The sequence below is a fragment of the Photorhabdus heterorhabditis genome, from assembly GCF_018448905.1.
Taxonomy (GTDB): domain Bacteria; phylum Pseudomonadota; class Gammaproteobacteria; order Enterobacterales; family Enterobacteriaceae; genus Photorhabdus; species Photorhabdus heterorhabditis.
This window is the reverse complement of sequence record NZ_RCWA01000010.1, coordinates 95,232-114,218: the sequence shown is the minus strand read 5'-3', so window position 1 is coordinate 114,218 and position 18,987 is coordinate 95,232. Positions and strand designations below refer to the sequence as shown.

17 protein-coding genes are annotated in these 18,987 nt (G+C 43.3%); 13 read left to right on the top strand and 4 right to left on the bottom strand.

Features of this window, described 5'->3' with window-relative positions:
• The first annotated feature begins 92 nt into the window (after nt 1–92).
• The 7 genes from cpdA (at nt 93) to ftsP (ending at nt 9,335) form a co-directional block, all read left to right on the top strand.
• Nucleotides 93–932, top strand: a complete 840-nt coding sequence (gene cpdA / locus EAE89_RS08800; RefSeq protein WP_054476012.1) for a 3',5'-cyclic-AMP phosphodiesterase — start codon at nt 93–95, stop codon at nt 930–932.
• Between the two features lie 131 nt (nt 933–1,063).
• Nucleotides 1,064–1,672 (top strand): esterase YqiA, encoded by a 609-nt coding sequence (gene yqiA, locus EAE89_RS08795; protein ID WP_054476010.1) that lies wholly within the window; start codon nt 1,064–1,066, stop codon nt 1,670–1,672.
• 72 nt (nt 1,673–1,744) lie between these two features.
• Nucleotides 1,745–3,640: a DNA topoisomerase IV subunit B gene (gene parE / locus EAE89_RS08790; protein ID WP_054476007.1), complete on the top strand. Its 1,896-nt coding sequence runs from the start codon at nt 1,745–1,747 to the stop codon at nt 3,638–3,640.
• 42 nt (nt 3,641–3,682) lie between these two features.
• On the top strand, nt 3,683–5,929 hold the full coding sequence (gene parC, locus EAE89_RS08785; protein ID WP_214085699.1) for a DNA topoisomerase IV subunit A: 2,247 nt from the start codon (nt 3,683–3,685) through the stop codon (nt 5,927–5,929).
• Between the two features lie 158 nt (nt 5,930–6,087).
• Nucleotides 6,088–6,816, top strand: a complete 729-nt coding sequence (locus EAE89_RS08780; protein WP_054476068.1) for a 1-acylglycerol-3-phosphate O-acyltransferase — start codon at nt 6,088–6,090, stop codon at nt 6,814–6,816.
• A gap of 656 nt (nt 6,817–7,472) precedes the next feature.
• On the top strand, nt 7,473–7,670 hold the full coding sequence (locus tag EAE89_RS08775; protein ID WP_054476003.1) for a hypothetical protein: 198 nt from the start codon (nt 7,473–7,475) through the stop codon (nt 7,668–7,670).
• A gap of 249 nt (nt 7,671–7,919) precedes the next feature.
• Nucleotides 7,920–9,335: a cell division protein FtsP gene (gene ftsP, locus EAE89_RS08770; RefSeq protein ID WP_054476000.1), complete on the top strand. Its 1,416-nt coding sequence runs from the start codon at nt 7,920–7,922 to the stop codon at nt 9,333–9,335.
• 391 nt (nt 9,336–9,726) lie between these two features.
• Here ftsP and degS read toward each other — a convergent pair whose 3' ends face one another.
• The gene (gene degS / locus EAE89_RS08765) at nt 9,727–10,785 is read right to left on the bottom strand and encodes an outer membrane-stress sensor serine endopeptidase DegS (RefSeq protein WP_149616557.1); all 1,059 of its coding nucleotides are present in this window, start codon (nt 10,783–10,785) and stop codon (nt 9,727–9,729) included.
• A gap of 299 nt (nt 10,786–11,084) precedes the next feature.
• On the opposite strand from degS, the gene EAE89_RS08760 reads away from it, so the two are divergent.
• Nucleotides 11,085–11,261, top strand: coding sequence for a hypothetical protein (locus EAE89_RS08760; protein WP_161804205.1), 177 nt, complete (start codon nt 11,085–11,087; stop codon nt 11,259–11,261).
• A 422-nt stretch (nt 11,262–11,683) separates the two neighbouring features.
• On the opposite strand, the gene degQ is transcribed toward EAE89_RS08760, so the two are convergent.
• Nucleotides 11,684–13,060, bottom strand: a complete 1,377-nt coding sequence (degQ, locus tag EAE89_RS08755) for a serine endoprotease DegQ (RefSeq protein WP_054475997.1) — start codon at nt 13,058–13,060, stop codon at nt 11,684–11,686.
• A 477-nt stretch (nt 13,061–13,537) separates the two neighbouring features.
• Nucleotides 13,538–13,942 (bottom strand): Z-ring associated protein ZapG, encoded by a 405-nt coding sequence (gene zapG / locus EAE89_RS08750; protein WP_054475995.1) that lies wholly within the window; start codon nt 13,940–13,942, stop codon nt 13,538–13,540.
• A gap of 220 nt (nt 13,943–14,162) precedes the next feature.
• Here zapG and zapE point away from each other — a divergent pair, with 220 nt between their 5' ends.
• From zapE to sspB, 5 genes are all read left to right on the top strand, one after another.
• A complete protein-coding gene (gene zapE / locus EAE89_RS08745) occupies nt 14,163–15,293 on the top strand; it encodes a cell division protein ZapE (RefSeq protein WP_054475994.1) in 1,131 nt (376 codons plus the stop codon).
• Nucleotides 15,294–15,543: 250 nt separating this feature from the next.
• Entirely contained in the window at nt 15,544–15,972 is a 429-nt protein-coding gene (rplM, locus tag EAE89_RS08740) for a 50S ribosomal protein L13 (protein WP_011148147.1), read from the top strand.
• Between the two features lie 15 nt (nt 15,973–15,987).
• Nucleotides 15,988–16,380 carry a 30S ribosomal protein S9 gene (gene rpsI / locus EAE89_RS08735; protein ID WP_015835738.1) on the top strand — a complete coding sequence of 131 codons (393 nt, stop codon included), beginning with the start codon at nt 15,988–15,990 and terminating at the stop codon, nt 16,378–16,380.
• A gap of 296 nt (nt 16,381–16,676) precedes the next feature.
• Nucleotides 16,677–17,318 carry a stringent starvation protein SspA gene (gene sspA / locus EAE89_RS08730; RefSeq protein WP_054475993.1) on the top strand — a complete coding sequence of 214 codons (642 nt, stop codon included), beginning with the start codon at nt 16,677–16,679 and terminating at the stop codon, nt 17,316–17,318.
• Between the two features lie 4 nt (nt 17,319–17,322).
• Nucleotides 17,323–17,838 (top strand): ClpXP protease specificity-enhancing factor, encoded by a 516-nt coding sequence (gene sspB, locus EAE89_RS08725; protein ID WP_054475992.1) that lies wholly within the window; start codon nt 17,323–17,325, stop codon nt 17,836–17,838.
• 534 nt (nt 17,839–18,372) lie between these two features.
• On the opposite strand, the gene EAE89_RS08720 is transcribed toward sspB, so the two are convergent.
• A complete protein-coding gene (locus EAE89_RS08720) occupies nt 18,373–18,981 on the bottom strand; it encodes a plasmid pRiA4b ORF-3 family protein (protein WP_054475990.1) in 609 nt (202 codons plus the stop codon).
• Between the last annotated feature and the right edge of the window lie 6 nt (nt 18,982–18,987).

Below are 18,987 nucleotides of genomic sequence, written 5' to 3'. Positions count from 1 at the left end.
CCTAAAAAAGGGAAGTGTGTTCCAGTCAGCAGATCTCTTGTGTTAAAACGAGTTATGATGTTCGCCAATGACTTATAGGACAAGGAAACCATTTGGAAAGCCTGTTTGAATTGCCTGTGGTAGAGGGAACCACAGCCAAAATATTGCAAATAACAGATACGCATCTTTTTGCTGGCAAAGAAGATACTTTGTTGGGTATTAATACTTATCGTAGTTATCACTCGGTACTGGATGCCATTCTCGCACAAAATACTGAGATTGATTTGATCGTTGCTACGGGTGATTTGGCTCAGGATCAGACGCTGGAAGCTTATCAGCATTTTGCTGATGGTATTGCCCGTTTGCCGGCACCTTGTGTCTGGTTACCAGGTAATCATGATTATCAACCCGCTATGGTGGATGCATTGGCGGCTGCGGGCATCTCTCCATCAAAACAGATTTTGGTCGGTAAATACTGGCAGCTTCTGATGCTTGACAGTCAGGTACAGGGTGTTCCTCACGGAGAGTTGTCGGAATATCAGCTAGAGTGGATGAAAAAGTGTCTGGATGAGTATCCTGAACGTTATGCTGTGATTCTGCTTCATCATCATCCATTGCCATCAGGTTGTACTTGGTTGGATCAGCATAGTTTGCGTAACTCACATATTCTGGCGCAATATTTGCGAGGGTATTCGCAGGTTAAAGCAATGCTGTGCGGGCATATACATCAGGAGATCGACCTTGATTGGAATAGTATTCGCATGATGGCAACACCATCAACATGTGTGCAGTTCAAGCCACATTGTACTAATTTTATGCTTGATACTGTTGCTCCGGGATGGCGTTATCTCGAGCTATCTGTTAATGATAAAGGCGAATTTGGTTTGACAACTCAGGTCTACAGACTAGAGAGCAATGAATTTTGTCCTGATTTAGAGTCGGACGGGTATTAGGTTGTGTTTGTCTCCTTATACTGCTGTGTTACTCTCTGTTTATTTGGTCTGCCAAGCCTCACAGTTTGTGTCTTGTTGCACAGGAGCGTAGTGACCAGCGGCGTTCACGCACAATCGAGGGGCACTGCCTGATGTCAATATTACTTTATCTGCATGGTTTTAATAGTTCCCCACAGTCGGTAAAAGCAAACGCCTTGAAAGAGTGGCTACATCGGCATCATCCCGAAATCGAAATGCTGGTGCCTCAGTTGCCGCCTTATCCTGAAGACGCGGCTGAATTGCTGGAAAATCTGGTGATAGAACATGCCGGGAATGATGTGGGTATTGTGGGTTCTTCTCTCGGTGGTTACCTGGCAATATGGCTTTCACAATGTTTCAGCTTACCCGCTGTTGTTGTCAATCCAGCCGTTCGCCCGTTTGAGCTATTGCGGAATTATCTTGGGGAAAATGTTAACCCCTATACTAAACAACGGTATACTTTGGAGCCGCGCCATATACATGACCTCAAAGTCATGCATATTGAACCGTTGGAATCACCGGATCTTATCTGGTTATTGCAGCAAACTGGGGATGAGGTGTTGGATTACCGTCAGGCCGTTGCCTATCTCGTATTGTGCAAGCAAACTATTGAATCTGGTGGTAATCACGCCTTTATCGGGTTTGAACACTATTTCCCGCAAATCATCAATTTTCTTGGGTTTTCCAGTGATGGTGAGAAAAAACTTGCCAAAAATGTTTAAACGACTGGTATTATCAACAGTATACAAAACTGATTAGCCCTTTAATCACGAAGCAACCAACAGAATTACAAAATGACTCAATCTAGTTACAACGCAGATGCCATTGAAGTCCTCAGTGGCCTGGAGCCGGTTCGCCGTCGTCCGGGAATGTACACTGATACAACCCGTCCGAACCATTTGGCTCAGGAAGTGATCGATAACAGCGTGGATGAAGCTTTGGCTGGGCACGCTAAATATATTGAAGTGATCCTTCACGGCGATCAGTCACTGGAGGTCATTGATGATGGCCGTGGTATGCCGGTTGATATTCATCCTGAAGAAGGGGTTTCAGCAGTTGAATTGATCCTGAGCCGCTTACATGCCGGTGGTAAATTTTCCAATAAAAACTATCAGTTTTCCGGTGGTCTTCACGGTGTGGGGATCTCTGTTGTTAACGCCTTGTCCAAACGAATTGAAGTCACCGTCCGCCGTAGTAGTCAGGTTTATCAGATAGCGTTTGAGAATGGCGATAAAGTACAGGAATTAGCGGTGATTGGCAGTTGTGGTAAACGTAACACGGGTACCAGTGTTCACTTTTGGCCTGATGGAAGCTTCTTTGACAGTCCACGTTTCTCTGCTTCTCGTCTGACCCATTTATTGAAAGCGAAAGCGGTTTTGTGTCCGGGAGTAGAAATTGTCTTTAAAGACAAAATTAACGATACCGAACAAAAATGGTGCTATGCCGATGGCCTGACTGACTACCTGATGGCCGCTGTTAATGGCCTGATAACATTACCGGTAGCCCCTTTTGTCGGTACTTTCAGCGGTGAAACTGAAGCGATTGACTGGGCGCTGCTCTGGCTGCCGGAAGGGGGAGAACTGCTGACTGAAAGTTATGTCAACCTGATCCCGACTATGCAGGGAGGTACCCACGTAAATGGGTTGCGTCAGGGGTTACTGGATGCCATGCGTGAATTTTGTGAATTCCGTAATATCCTGCCGCGCGGAGTGAAACTTTCAGCAGATGATATTTGGGACCGTTGTGCCTATGTTCTGTCTGTAAAAATGCAAGACCCGCAATTCGCTGGTCAGACTAAAGAACGTCTATCTTCCCGCCAATCTGCTGCCTTTGTTTCTGGTGTTGTCAAAGATGCTTTCAGTTTGTGGTTAAACCAGAATGTCCAGGAAGCAGAGCAATTGGCTGAATTGGCAATCGCCAGTGCACAGCGCAGAATGCGCGCAGCCAAAAAAGTTGTGCGCAAAAAATTGACCAGTGGCCCTGCATTGCCGGGAAAATTGGCTGATTGTACATCACAGGATCTGAATTTCACTGAACTGTTTCTGGTGGAAGGGGATTCTGCGGGCGGCTCTGCAAAACAGGCTCGCGATCGTGAATATCAAGCTATCATGCCACTGAAAGGGAAAATCCTGAATACCTGGGAAGTCTCTTCTGATGAAGTATTGGCATCACAGGAAGTCCATGATATCTCAGTTGCTATTGGCATCGACCCGGATAGTAGCGATCTCAGCCAGTTACGCTATGGTAAAATCTGTATTTTGGCGGATGCAGACTCAGATGGGTTGCATATTGCAACGCTGCTATGTGCACTGTTTGTTCGTCACTTTCCAACATTGGTTAAAAATGGCCATGTTTATATGGCAATGCCACCTTTATATCGTATCGATCTGGGCAAAGAAGTGTATTACGCACTGGATGAAGAAGAAAAAAGTGCGGTACTGGATCGCCTGAGCCGCAAACGGGGTAAACCCAACGTGCAGCGTTTTAAAGGATTGGGGGAGATGAACCCACTACAATTACGTGAAACGACATTAGACCCAAATACCCGTCGTCTGGTGCAGTTGACTATCGATGATGAAAACTACCAGGAAACCTTCTCTATGATGGACATGCTTCTGGCGAAGAAGCGTTCAGAAGATCGCCGTAATTGGCTGCAAGAGAAAGGTGATACTGTGGAAATTGAAGTGTAATGCCCACAGGGATAGTCAAAAAAGATTCTGAGGAAATGATGAATGAGTGAGATAACTCATGATGGCGTGGAGCGTTTACCGCTTCGCTCATTTACTGAAACCGCCTACCTAAATTACTCCATGTACGTCATCATGGACAGGGCGCTGCCTTTTATCGGTGACGGTTTGAAACCGGTTCAGCGCCGTATTGTTTATGCCATGTCAGAACTGGGGCTGAACAATACCGCCAAATTTAAGAAGTCTGCTCGTACTGTGGGGGATGTGCTGGGTAAATACCATCCGCATGGTGACGGCGCTTGTTATGAAGCTATGGTGCTGATGGCGCAGCCATTCTCTTACCGTTATCCACTGGTGGATGGACAAGGGAACTGGGGCGCGCCGGATGATCCTAAATCTTTTGCAGCTATGCGTTATACCGAGTCTCGTTTGTCCAAATATGCAGAATTACTGCTGACTGAGTTAGGACACGGCACCGTTGACTGGGTACCAAACTTTGATGGCACGTTGCAGGAACCTAAAATGCTGCCGGCGCGTCTGCCAAACATTTTGCTCAATGGTACGACAGGTATTGCGGTGGGTATGGCGACAGATATTCCGCCTCATAATGCCCGTGAAGTGGCTAATGCACTAGTAACGCTGTTGGATAAACCACAAAGTACTCTTGATGAGTTGATGGAGCATGTCAAAGGTCCTGATTATCCGACTGAAGCAGAGATCATCACTTCTTACGAAGATATTCGCAAAATTTATAAAAATGGCCGTGGTTCAGTGCGGATGCGTGCTGTTTGGTCAAAAGAAGATGGCAATGTGGTCATCACTGCGCTACCGCATCAGGTTTCTGGGGCTAAAATATTGGAGCAGATCGCCAGCCAGATGCGCGCTAAAAAGTTGCCAATGGTTGATGATTTACGTGATGAATCTGATCATGAAAACCCAACTCGTCTGGTTATTGTCCCTCGTACAAACCGGGTTGATTTGGAACAGGTGATGAATCATCTGTTTGCGACAACAGATCTAGAAAAGAGTTATCGCGTCAACCTGAATATGATCGGATTGGATAATCGTCCGACAGTAAAAGGTTTAGTCGAGATCTTGTCTGAATGGCTGATATTCCGCCGGGAAACTGTTCGTAAACGCTTGAATCATCGTTTGGCAAAAGTTCTTAAGCGCTTACATGTTCTGGAAGGCTTATTGATTGCATTCCTCAATATTGATGAAGTCATTAATATTATCCGTAATGAGGATGAGCCAAAACCGATGTTAATGGCGCGTTTTGGCTTAAGTGAGACTCAGACAGAAGCTATTCTTGAACTGAAATTGCGCCACTTAGCTAAACTGGAAGAGATGAAAATCCGTGGCGAGCAGGATGAATTGGCAAAAGAGCGTGATAAGTTACAGGCAATTTTGGGTTCTGAGCGCAAGTTAAACACATTGCTGAAGAAAGAGATCATTGCTGATGCAGCAACTTACGGTGATGAGCGTCGTTCTCCAATGAGAGAACGTGATGAAGCTAAGGCTATGAGTGAGCACGACATTACGCCTTCTGAGCCGGTGACAATTGTACTGTCAGAAATGGGTTGGGTGCGCAGTGCGAAAGGTCATGATATCGATCCGACTGGGCTAAATTACAAAGCAGGAGACAGCTTCCGTGGCGCAGCTCGTGGTAAAAGTAATCAGCCGGTTGTCTTTATTGATACGACGGGGCGCAGTTATTCACTTGATCCTCGGGATCTGCCTTCTGCCAGAGGTCAGGGAGAGCCACTCACGGGGAAATTGACCCTGCCAGCGGGAGCAACGGTAGAACATGTATTGATGGCGCCTGATGAGCAGAAATTCTTGATGGCATCTGATGCCGGTTACGGTTTTATTTGTAATTTTAGTGATTTAGTAGCCAAAAACCGGGCAGGTAAGGCACTGATTACATTGCCAGAAAATGCTAACGTTATAGCGCCGCTGGAAATAAATAACCCGCAGGATGATATGTTGTTGGCAATTACTAGCGCAGGCCGCATGTTAATGTTCCCAGTTGCAGATCTACCCCAGCTTTCGAAAGGGAAAGGGAATAAAATAATTTCTGTTCAGGCGGGGGCAGGAGATGAGCGGTTGGGTTGGTTGTTTATATTACCACCACAATCGTCTATGACACTTTACTTTGGTAAACGTAAACTGACATTGCGCCCTGAAGATCTTCAGAAATTCCGGGCAGAACGTGGGCGTAAGGGAACATCCCTACCTCGTGGGTTGCAACGTATTGAGCGAGTTCAGATTGATACACCACCTTCTGCTTAACGTCTTATCCCAATAGGCGTTATTGTTACAGGCAGTTTGATTCTTGCCCTTTATGACTAAAGAATGGCAAATAAAATAGCCTGATTGGGATGGACTCTAAATTTGGATTAAATAAAACCTTAACGGGCCGGGTGAGGCCCGTTAAACAAGAGGCGGCTATGTTAGCGATTATTCGTGGCATTATTGTTATTTTGTTTTCGATTTTAGTGTGTGTATTGGGGGGTATTTACTGCGTATTTAGACCGCGTAATCCACACCATGTCATGGTATTTGGTCATATGTTTGGTCGATTGTCGAAAGTATTTGGCATCAAAATAATTGAGCGTATTCCTGCCGAAGCCAAGAATTATGGGCCGAGTATCTATATTGGCAACCACCAGAACAACTATGACATGATAACCATGTCTAACGCGGTCCAGCCGAGCACCGTGACAGTGGGTAAAAGAAGCTTGGTGCTGATCCCCTTTTTTGGTCAGTTATATTGGCTGACAGGTAATATTCTGATTGATCGTAATAATCGTGCTAAAGCACACGGCACGATTACTCAAGTGGTGGAACAGATTCAAAAACGCCGTATCTCTGTCTGGATGTTTCCGGAAGGAACACGTAGCCGTGGCCGGGGTTTATTGCCGTTTAAAACGGGGGCTTTCCATGCTGCTATTGCTGCGGGAGTTCCTATTGTTCCTGTCTGTGTCTCTTCCATTGCTAATGGCAATATTAAGTTAAATCGCTGGAATAATGGTACTGTCATTGTTGAAATGCTGCCACCAATTGATACCTCTGGGTATACCAAAGAGCAAGTGCGTGAATTGGCCGAGTATTGTCATCAGGTGATGAAGGCTAAAATAGAAAAGCTGGATAAGGAATTAGAGGTAATAAGGAAATAGAATACGTATTTATAATAGGTTATTTGGTTTGCTATCTTTTCCTTCGAAAGGGTACTCCCGCCGACATAAGGCGGGAGAAGAAAGGGATAAGGCGAATATCGTTATGGAGCCTAATTTTGATATAATTATTTCAGATGGGGATATATGATTTACCTTATTTTTAATTGCTGTGCTAAAAATACCAAAATAATCATTAATGATGAATTTGAACGTTATGCTTGGGTGATGAAGGAGGATTTATATAAATATTATTTATACCCGTTATCTTTCAAGTTGCCTCTTGGTTGGCTGCACTCACTCACCCTGGTCACATAGTTCTCTATGACATAGTTCTCTATGCTCCCGGGGATTAGCTCCCTTGCCATCTCGATGCATCTTGAAATCCGTTGGGTATAAATGAAGTAACAAAAATAACGTTAAAGCAAAAAAATCTGATTTAAATTAGTATTACATCTATTCTAAAAAGAAAGCCAGCATTGCTGGCTTGAAATATTAATAATATTTTATATTTAGTAAATAAGTTATTCTTGTGGGACGGACGGCGATTTCATTAATTGGGCACTCTACTTTAATTATGGGTTGGCCGAGACGAAACTCCTGCTTGAAACCAGTGAGAAATTCCCCTCTGTTTTTGAATTGAACAGAAGGGTAACCTAATGGAAGAAGAGAACCGAGATGGCGGGGCGTACGCAGATAATCTCCAGCAGAAACTGAAAGATTTACATGGCGCTTGGAAATGGTGTTTCGATAAATCCCTGTCAGCAAGCTCCCGGGTATTCAAACATAAAAACATCAACAGAGATTCAATCCGGTTTGTCAACTTTGAAAAGTATTGCCAGTTAGCTCATCGATAGGTAAAACTCCCGGCAGGTATAACGGTTTACTCACTGGGACCGATTTGTGTAATGCATTCAGATAGTTTTAGAATTCGTTTCGTGTTCGCGATATGATGAGCTTTTGGTAAATAATGTTTTTGTTAAGCGCAATCAAAAGGACAATAAACTTTAATAACTTCGGTAATGGGTTATTAGCTTCCGTGGTGGGTGATTGCAAAGTGAGGTACATAACACCCGGAGTTCTATTGTGTTTATCGCGGAGAAAATATGTCATTTAGTCGGCGCCAATTTATTCAGGGATCAGGCTTGGCAATGTGTATCGGAGCTGCTCCTTTTATAGTTCGGGCCAGCAAAAATCAGCAAACTGCTTTGCCGGTTCCCCCTTTATTGGAGTCCCGTGGTGGACAGCCACTATTTCTGACTTTACAAAAAGCACACTGGACTTTTGATGGGCAATACAAAACCAGTGTATGGGGAATTAATGGTCAATATCTTGGTCCGACTGTACGGGTTCATAAAAATGATGATGTGAAACTGATATACAGTAATCGGTTAACTGAACCAGTTTCGATGACGGTCAGTGGATTGCAATTACCGGGTACTCTGACTGGAGGCGTTGCTCGTCAGATTTCTCCGGGAGCTGACTGGTCTCCTGTACTTCCCATTCGTCAGTCGGCGGCAACCTGCTGGTATCATGCCAATACGCCTAACCGGATGGCGCCACATGTTTATAACGGCTTGGCCGGGATGTGGCTGGTGGAAGATGAAACCAGCCGTAATTTACCATTGCCAAAACATTATGGTGTTAATGATTTCCCGGTTATTCTCCAGGATAAACGACTGGATAACTTTGGTGTTCCTGAATATCGGCCAGCTGCTGGTGGATTTATTGGTAATACTTTGTTGGTTAATGGCGTACAAAATCCTTTTATTGAAGTATCCCGTGGTTGGATTCGTCTGCGTTTACTGAATGCATCCAATGCTCGCCGATATCAGTTACAAATCAGTGATGGTCGTCCTTTCTATATGATAGGTACTGATTTGGGATTGTTACCTTCACCCGTATCTATTCAACAAATGTCCATTGCGCCCGGCGAGCGACGGGAAGTATTGATCGATATGTCCAAAGGGGATGAGATTTCTGTTACGGCTGGCGAATCAGCTGGTGTACTTGACCGGCTGCGTGGGTTGTTTGAACCATCTACTATGTTGATTTCTACTACTGTTCTGACCATTAAGGCGACAGGTTTGTTATCTTTGGTGACTGATGAACTACCATCCCGTCTGGTCGATGATTCTATGCAGGTTTCCAACGCAATCCGTAACCGCGAAATTTATCTTGATGATAATACACCAGGAATTAACGGTGTGTTGTGGGATATGAACCGGGTAGATATTACCAGCCAACAAGGGACATGGGAGCGCTGGATCGTGAATGCATTCTCCCCACAACCGTTTCATATTGAAGGTGTACAGTTTAAAGTTATTAGCAACAATGGGGCGATACCACAACCGCAGGATTATGGCTGGAAAGATACTGTCTGGGTTGATGGTCGGGTGGAATTGTTGGTTTATATGAACCAGCCATCTTATGAGCACTTCCCGTTTTTGTATTACAGTCAGATCCTGGAAATGGCAGATCGCGGTTCTGTTGGGCAGTTAGTGACCATGCCCGTCAATTAGCATCATGCCCCGTAAATCCTTGTGGCAACTGATGTTTTCCATACATACCGGGCGTCAGTTTGTCTCAGCTCAGCACCTGTCTGTACCGGCCTAAAAACTTTCTCTTCATGACTACTGGAAGCAAGTGGGAGAATGCATGGCATTCATTGTTTCCGATATGCTTGATGAGCAGGATCGGGCACTTTTCGGGTACCATTACGTTTCATCAGACAGGGCTGCATATTCCCCACGTTCTATGATGAAGCATCATAAAGGGAATAACTTCCCTCAGAGATTTTGAACGGCTGGCACGTTTGGAGTTGGGATGTATCTTTGTCTGTCATGGTATTACACCTGAGCATGCCAGTTTCGGACATTTCATCTCACAACATCAAGGCGGGGAGCACAGTTACTATTCACCATATTCTTCAATAGTTACTCGCAGTGATAACAATTTCCCATTACGCAGTAAAGTGACAGGAACGACACTACCGGGACGTATTTCAGCCACTTGATCCATTGTTTCAGCCGCTGAAATAGCCGGTTTGTTATTTACACTGGTAATAATATCACCTACTTTAATACCGACTTTTTGCGCGGGTCCATTTAGGGTCACCTGAAATACCCGTAGCCCCTGAATCTGATTGATATTGCCGTTAGAAGAGCGAATATGTGGAAGCTCCTGTGACGTTATGCCAATAAAACCTCGGATAACCCGTCCGTCACGGATAAGTTTCTGCATAATCTTGGTGGCGAGTTCAGTAGGAATAGCAAAACCCAGTCCTTCTGGGGTTTCACCATTTTCACTTTTGTCGAATGATAATGTATTAATACCCACTAGTTCTCCAGTGGTATTAATCAATGCACCGCCAGAGTTACCCTGATTAATAGAAGCATCGGTTTGGAGAAAATTTTGGCGTCGGGTAGGGCTTAATCCAACGCGGCCAGTGGCGCTAATAATCCCCTGAGTAATAGTTTGCCCCAGATTGTAAGGGTTACCAATGGCCAGAACGACATCTCCTACATGGGCCACTCTATTTGGATTGATAGTAATGACAGGCAGGTTTTCGGCATCAATTTTCAAGACTGCAAGATCTGTTAGGCTGTCAGAACCTACAATCAGGGCTTCATAAAAATGGCCGTTTTGTAGTGCAACAATAATTTGTCCTGCGTTATTGATGACGTGTTTATTAGTAAGAATGTAGCCTCTATCACTCATAATAACGCCAGAGCCAAGGGTATGATTTTCCCGGCCTTGATGAGAAAAACTTCCCATATTGCTGCTGTAGACGTTAACCACAGCCGGCGCTGCTCGGCGGACACCTTTATTAAAACTGAATGGAACTTCGTCATTACTGTTGCTGGTGATTGCAGATATCAACCCGGTAGGGCGCAACGATGGAACGGTAAGCAGCAAAATTACAGCTACAAGTAATCCTAAAAAAGCAGAACGTAGCAATTTGGCAATCATGGGTATTATTCAGAGTGAGTTAATGAGTCATTGCAGGATAGCATAGAAATTAACAGATACAGCATTACACGGTATTTCGGATTACGGGCTTTTAGTGTTTTGATTATCACTGTTGAGTTTTTATCAATGATAAAACGAGAAAGTTTGTACTGATCGCATTTTTCTATCATTTAGATGGGTTTTTACGGCCTTTAACCTTACGGTTTAGCGCTTTTTTACCCCGAAAATCCCGACTGACTCAGTTTAAATCACGTCTGAACGTGATAAATAGCTGCTTAATCATTAAAGATGAAACCGAAATGATTAAGGATTTTTTGCAGCGGGTAAAAACTGTTAAAACTTTATGTCGATTAAAACCGGAAGTTAAAATAATGACTTTTAGTCATAGCTTAAATCCTGCTGCTCATAAGGCTATCAATAAAAATGAAAAATTGGTTTTGTTAATGCTTATGTACCTCAAGAAAAAAGATAAATAAGAATATACCTGTTATCTTTCAAGTTGCCTCTTTGTTGGCTGCACTCACTCACCCCAGTCACATAGTTATCTATGCTCCCGGGGATTCGCTCCCTTGCCGTCGCGATGCATCTTGAAATCTATTGGGTATATACCTGTTATCTTTCAAGTTGCCTCTTTGTTGGCTGCACTCACTCACCTTGGTCACAGAGTTCTCTATGCTTCCGGGGATTCGCTCCCTTGCCGTCGCGATCCATCTTGAAATCTATTGGGTATAGGTTAATTTATATTAGAGAAAGCAAATCAACCGCCAACATGTTATCTGGAATTTTCGATGATGCGAAAATATCCCTCATTTTTTTAATAGGTTTGTTAGCGGCATAAGACACAACATTACGCTGTGTCTTATGCTGGAATTAGACCGAACTTTTCAGCCTAAAAATATTAATTTCTCAATAACAGATAGATACTTTCTTCACCGCGAAGAATATTCAGTGCTATTACTGGAGGTTTAGCATCAATGACTTTGCGTAACTCATTAATATTCTGTACGCGTTCATCATTAATCCCAACAATCAGATCATTTTTCTGTAAACCAGACATTGCAGCAGGTGAATTTTGCATGACACTATCGATTTTCACACCGTAAGTACCTTTTACTTCACCATTACTCAGGGTTGCACCTTGCAGAGCAAGAGTCAGGTTTCCTGCTTTGGTTGTTTGACCTTCACTGTTTTCTAGAATAACGGAAACTTCCATTGGTTTACCTTTACGTAATAGACCAATTTTAATTTCTTTACCTGGTACAGTCGTGCCAATTTTTGCCTTCAGCTCAGCAAAGCTATTGATCTTCTTACCATCAACGGAAACCAAGATATCGCCAGATTTAATACCTGCTTTCGCCGCTGAGGATTTTGGTAATACTTCACTGACAAATGCGCCGCGCTGAGCATCAATATTAAATGCCTTGGCGATATCGGAATTCATTTCGGTACCTTTAATACCAAGAATACCGCGTTTGACTTCACCATGAGCGATAAGTTGCTCACTTAGGGTTTTTACCATATTACTTGGGATAGCAAAGCCGATCCCAATGTTACCACCGCCTGGGGCCAGAATTGCGGTGTTGATACCAATCAATTCGCCATTCAAATTAACTAGTGCACCACCGGAATTACCACGGTTAATAGACGCATCAGTTTGGATGAAATTCTCTAGTCCTTCCAGATTCAGGCCGCTACGTCCTAACGCAGAGATAATTCCTGAAGTCGCGGTTTGACCAAGGCCGAATGGATTACCGACTGCGACAGCAAAATCACCCACTCGGAGTTTATCGGAATCGGCCATAGTAATGGCAGTTAAATTCTTAGCATCTTTCAGTTGCAGTAAGGCGATATCTGTCTGAGGATCGCGGCCTAACAATCTGGCTTCATATTCACGTCCATCATTCAATTGCACACGAATTTTATCTGCGTTATCAATAACATGATTGTTGGTTAATATATAACCTTTAGCGGCGTCAATGATAACACCTGATCCAAGTCCTTGAAATGGGCGGGTACTTTCACGGCCCATCGGTAAATTTGGACCGAAGAAGAACTTGAACTCTTCAGGTATATTCTGTTCTTGTTGTACCTGTGTACCGGAAACATGCACACTGACAACGGCAGGCAGTACTTTCTCAAGCATCGGTGCGAGGCTTGGCAACTCCTGACCAGCGATAACAGAGGGTAAAGCGGCGTTACTGACGGCTGGAACAGCCATGACAGACAATCCGATACTGATTGCTAACGCACTGAGGAATAAGTTTTTTCTTTTCATCTAATTTGGTTCTCTTGTATACCTAAGCCAGAAGGCTAACTGCCTATCCCAATAGGGCTATTTTATTTGCCCTTCTTTGTAATAACTAAGTGAACTTGGGCAGTGCTCAGACAAAAGCTTTAGCTTTTGAACTCGCTGTGGTGCGGACCGAAGGGTGAGCGAAGTGAGTCATCCCCACGTACTACGTGTACACTCCGGTTTTTCCGTGCTGTCCGTGTTCACTGTTCATTCATAAGAATGGCTTGCAACAATTACACCTATTAAGACAAGCTCTATAAGTTAACTTGGGCAAGTTGCCGCGATTACTTTATGACTCTTAATTATTAAGTAAAGTTCATCTGGTAAACAGAGTTAGTACATTTTTTTACAGGTATTTACATGATTGAGGAATAAAAAAACAAAACTTCTTGTGAATGGGTAATAGATTTTGCATTTGAAGTTTCTGCTGTGGCATGTTTTATGCCACAGCAGAAGTAGTTACTGGTTTTTGTCATTAATTGGACGGAATAAACCGGAAGCACCATCAGAGTAATCTCTTGGTGGCATTTTAACCGGAGCTTGATCATTATCTGCTTCTGATTCAGTCAGTCGATAACTAAATGGATTTTCTTGTACTGGCATATTCGGCATCAGTTCATGAGAACTTTTAACCATATGTTGATACAGCTGGCGGTAATCGCGGGCCATATTGTCGAGTAATTCTGCACTGTGAGCAAAATGGCCGACTAATTCTTTACGGTATTCTTCCAGTTCTGATTTATTATTCTCCAGTTCAGTTTGTAAGGCTTCCTGCTGGCGCAGCTTAGTATTACCAAAGCGCATTACCAGCGCCCCGATAACAAAACCAACTACCAATCCAATCAGTGCGTACTCCCAAGTCATAGCTACTCCTTCATCAACATCGTTGTTCAGCAGAATGTTTCACTTAATTATCGTCACTATAACCGTTAATCTAGTCAGAGTGGAATATTGATCATGATTTACATATTGTTTGTAGATCTTATTTTGACTCTATTGTAGACAATTGATCAGGTAATAAGGTCAATCTGAATCATAAAAACGACAAAAAACGGGCGATTATTTTTTAAGGATTGTTATTGTCATGTCATCATCGATTACCCCTTCATCATTCTATCAAAAAGCCCTTGCTGAGGGTGAATACCAACCAGATGATGTCCAGCGTCTGGCCGTTACTCAATTGGATGTCATTCACTATGCTCTGGCTAATGCTTTTTCCGGTAATCCAACCAAGCGACAAGGTCTGAAAGGGCGTCTGAGTAAGTTATTAGGGAAACAGATTCCAACAACTTGCATACCCGTTCAAGGTCTTTATATGTGGGGGGGCGTTGGCCGGGGAAAAACTTGGCTAATGGATATGTTTTACCAGAGTTTACCGGGTAAGAGGAAACTGCGGTTGCATTTTCATCGTTTTATGTTGCGAGTGCATGAAGAGCTAAAAGAATTACAGGGACATGAAAATCCTCTGGATATTGTGGCTGATGGTTTTAAAACAGAAACAGACGTACTCTGTTTTGATGAATTTTTCGTCTCCGATATTACTGATGCCATGATTCTTGGAACATTATTGGAAGCTCTGTTTGTAAGAGGGATCACCTTGGTTGCAACATCCAATATTCATCCTGATGGGCTTTATCGTAATGGCTTACAGCGGGCTCGTTTCTTACCGGCTATTGAACAGATTAAGAAATATTGTGATGTAATGAATGTGGATGCGGGTATTGATTACCGGCTGCGAACTTTAACACAGGCTCATCTCTATTTTACGCCGTTAAATAAAGATAACGAACGGGCTATGGATCAAATGTTTATCCGTTTAGTGGGTAAAAGCAGTGAGCAAGCACCGGTGCTAGAAATTAACCACCGGCAAATGCCAGCAATTCGTAGCGCGGATGGTGTACTGGCAATTGGATTCAAAGTGTTGTGTGAAGATGCGCGCAGCCAGATGGATTATATTGTTTTATCAAAACTTTATCACACCGTTTTGTTATATCAGGTTCCGGTAATCATGTCTGGTAATGAAAACGCAGCCCGTCGTTTTCTTGCCCTCGTTGATGAATTCTATGAACGGCGGGTAAAACTTATCATCAATGCTCAGGTGCCGATGGCGCAAATTTACCAAGGTGTTTTGCTAACTTTCGAATACCAGCGTTGCCTGTCTCGTTTGCAGGAAATGCAAAGTGAAGAATATCTGAAATTACCTCATTTGCCTTAATTCTGGGTTTACCTTGTGTACGGAATGAAAGCTGATGTAAATATTTAAATTGGGGTCGATTTTTATTTATGACTTCTCTATAATCTTGCGACCCCACGTTACAGCAACGTTTTTTTTCCCAAAAACTTGCATAGTGCCGGCATAGGCTATTCGAAGGGGTAGGTTTGCTGGACAAAAGTCGTGTGAACCTCGGCAGTTTTTGAACCTTGAGTGTTCACCAACGTGTAACTTATTTATTGGGTAAGCTTTAATGAAAACTTTTACAGCTAAACCAGAAACCGTAAAACGCGACTGGTATGTTGTTGACGCAGATGGCAAAACTTTAGGCCGTCTTGCAACTGAAGTGGCTCGTCGTCTACGCGGCAAGCATAAAGCGGAATACACTCCGCATGTTGATACTGGTGATTACATCATCATCGTTAACGCAGAAAAAGTTGCTGTAACTGGCAATAAGCGTTCTGATAAAATCTATTATCACCACACTGGCCACATCGGTGGTATCAAGCAAGCGACCTTTGAAGAGATGATTGCCCGCCGTCCTGAGCGTGTAATTGAAATCGCGGTTAAAGGCATGCTGCCAAAAGGGCCACTGGGCCGTGCAATGTACCGTAAGCTGAAAGTTTACGCAGGTAGCGAGCACAACCATGCGGCACAGCAACCGCAAGTTCTGGACATTTAATCGGGATCATAGGCAATGGCTGAAAATCAATACTACGGCACTGGTCGCCGCAAAAGCTCTTCCGCACGCGTCTTCATTAAGCCGGGTAGCGGTAACATCGTAATCAACAAACGCAGCCTCGAAGTTTACTTCGGTCGCGAGACAGCGCGCATGGTTGTTCGTCAACCATTAGAGCTGGTTGATATGTTGAATAAACTGGATCTGTACATCACTGTTAAAGGTGGTGGTATTTCTGGTCAGGCGGGTGCAATCCGTCACGGCATCACCCGTGCACTGATGGCATACGACGAAACTCTGCGTTCTGATCTTCGTAAAGCTGGCTTCGTTACTCGCGATGCTCGTGAAGTTGAACGTAAGAAAGTGGGTCTGCGTAAAGCACGTCGCCGTCCACAGTTCTCCAAACGTTAATTTTTGGCCTTTATGGCAATGAGTTAATGTTCAAACCCGTCTTTAATGGCGGGTTTTTTTACTTAATATTATCCATACACTTCCCCCAAAATGTACAAAATCTGGTAGACTAGTGCCAACTTTTGCCTCATCCATTTATCTGCCTACTATCCTGAACGATGATAATTGTGTTGAGTAGTGCATCCCGTATCTACAGTTGCGGCGCAGAAACATAAAGGGTGAGAATGAATGAGCAGGAATAGTCGTTTATAGAGTGGGACTATTCGTTCTTTTTTTAGATAAACTTGGAGGTTTTCATGGCTGTCGCTGCCAACAAACGTTCGGTGATGACTCTGTTTTCAGGCCCGGCCGACATTTTTAGCCATCAAGTGCGAATTGTACTGGCGGAGAAAGGTGTCAGTGTTGAAGTTGAGCAGGTTGAGGAAGGTAATCTACCACAGGACCTTATCGATCTGAATCCTTATCAGACAGTTCCTACTTTGGTTGATCGTGAGCTAACGCTATATGATTCCCGCATCATTATGGAATATCTGGACGAGCGTTTTCCTCACCCACCATTAATGCCAGTGTATCCGGTTGCCCGTGGCTCCAGCCGTTTGATGATGCACCGTATTGAAAGAGACTGGTATTCCTTGATGCACACTATTGAGAAAGGTAATTCTCAGGAAGTTAATACTGCTCGTAAACGATTAGCAGAAGAATTGCTAGCAGTGGCACCAATATTTAAAGAAATGCCATTCTTTATGAGTGAAGAATTCAGTTTGGTTGACTGCTATCTTGCCCCTTTATTGTGGCGTTTACCTGTACTGGGTATAGATTTGCCAAGTTCTGGCACTAAAGATTTACAAATTTATATGCAGCGTGTTTTTGAACGTGATGCATTCTTGGCTTCATTAACAGAAGTTGAACGCGAAATGCGCTTGCAATCCAGGAATTGATTTTATGGAGCTGTCTCGAATGTCTCCCCGTCGCCCTTATTTGTTACGTGCTCATTACGAGTGGCTACTAGATAATAATATGACTCCATATCTGGCTGTAGACGTAACTTTATGTGGAGTTAATGTGCCGATGGAATATGCTCGTGATGGGCAGATTGTGCTGAATATAGCACCGAGAGCTGTTGGTAATCTTGAATTAGCTAATGATGAAGTGCGCTTCAATGCCCGTTTCGGCGGTGTTCCACGTCAGGTTTATGTACCGATGGCGGCGGTTATTGCTATTTATAGCCGTGAGAATGGGGCGGGAATGATGTTTGAGCCTGAAGCAGCTTATAACGATGAATATCTTTTTGAGTCTGCTTCAGATAAAAATGAGATTGGTACCTCTGCATCTGCGACAGATAACTTGGTACTCGTTACTGATACCTCTAGTGATGCTGAAGGTGATAGTGGAACTTCACCTGATGATGAGCCACCAAAACCGACAAGAGGGCGCCCTACTTTACGGGTAGTTAAATAATCAATTAAAAGACGGTAGGTGTGTCGCTTAATGGCGATATATTCATAACTGTCCTCATGAAAAGATTAAAATCCGGTGATTATTTATCATCGGATTTTTTAATGTATATTATTGCCTGTATACCCTATGGATTTCAAGATGCATCGCGACGGCAAGGGAGTGAATCCCCGGGAGCATAGGTAACTATGTGACCGAGTGCAGCCAACAAAGCAGCAGCTTGAAAGATGAAGGGTATAAACTATTTTGTTCAACCCCATTTTATAATATCTTAGAAAATCATTTTATTTAATAATATTATCATTGAATTAAATCAGATAATTAAAATGGAAGTTTTTAAGTTTTATTTGGTTTTTTTATAACCAAATTAACCATGTAAAATGAGTTAAATCTTGCTCTGGTGTAAAGACCTGTGCAGTTTGCCAGGGGTTAATTTGGAACGCCAGCGAAACTGCACTCAATATATTATCTGTTCCATGAGAAAAAGCCGCTCAAATTAAGCACCAAGGTCCGTAATAGTCATTCATCTGAAATTTTTCAGTCCCACAAGGGTTGGTAGCGATCGCGTGACCAACGATAATAAAGTGCTAAAAAGGCATTAATATAGTCTGGCGAGAATAGCTCAGGGTTGAAATGCCCACTTTCAGACAAATCAAGTAATTCATTTACCCATTGCAGTGTTTCCTCATATTCATCGTGGGAAGGATCATTGAGTATTTCAATTAAATTCTCATATCCATAAACACCTCCGGTATCTTCAAGAGGGCAGGCGCGTGCGCCATCCAGACAATAGATAGGAAGAGGAAGATTATTCTCAGGATAATTACTGTTTTCTAAGATAATTTCATGCTCCCAATTATCGCCAAAATCATAAATATAGCTAAACGTTCTGCCTTTTTGTTTAATTAAATCCATCAGGCGATATAAACCTTCTTCCTTTCCATCAGATGGCTCTTCTGGCATTTCCGTTAGCCGCTGCTTGCCAATACGAAATTCATGTAAGTGGCTATCTTGCCATCCCATCACGATTTGTATCGTATCATGCAGTCTGTCGAGTGGAATCGAGGCAGGAACGACAAATCGTCGCCAGATAGCGGGTTGTGAATCTATGAGGGTAATTTTTAACTGATAGAATTTCTCGTTCATTACTTA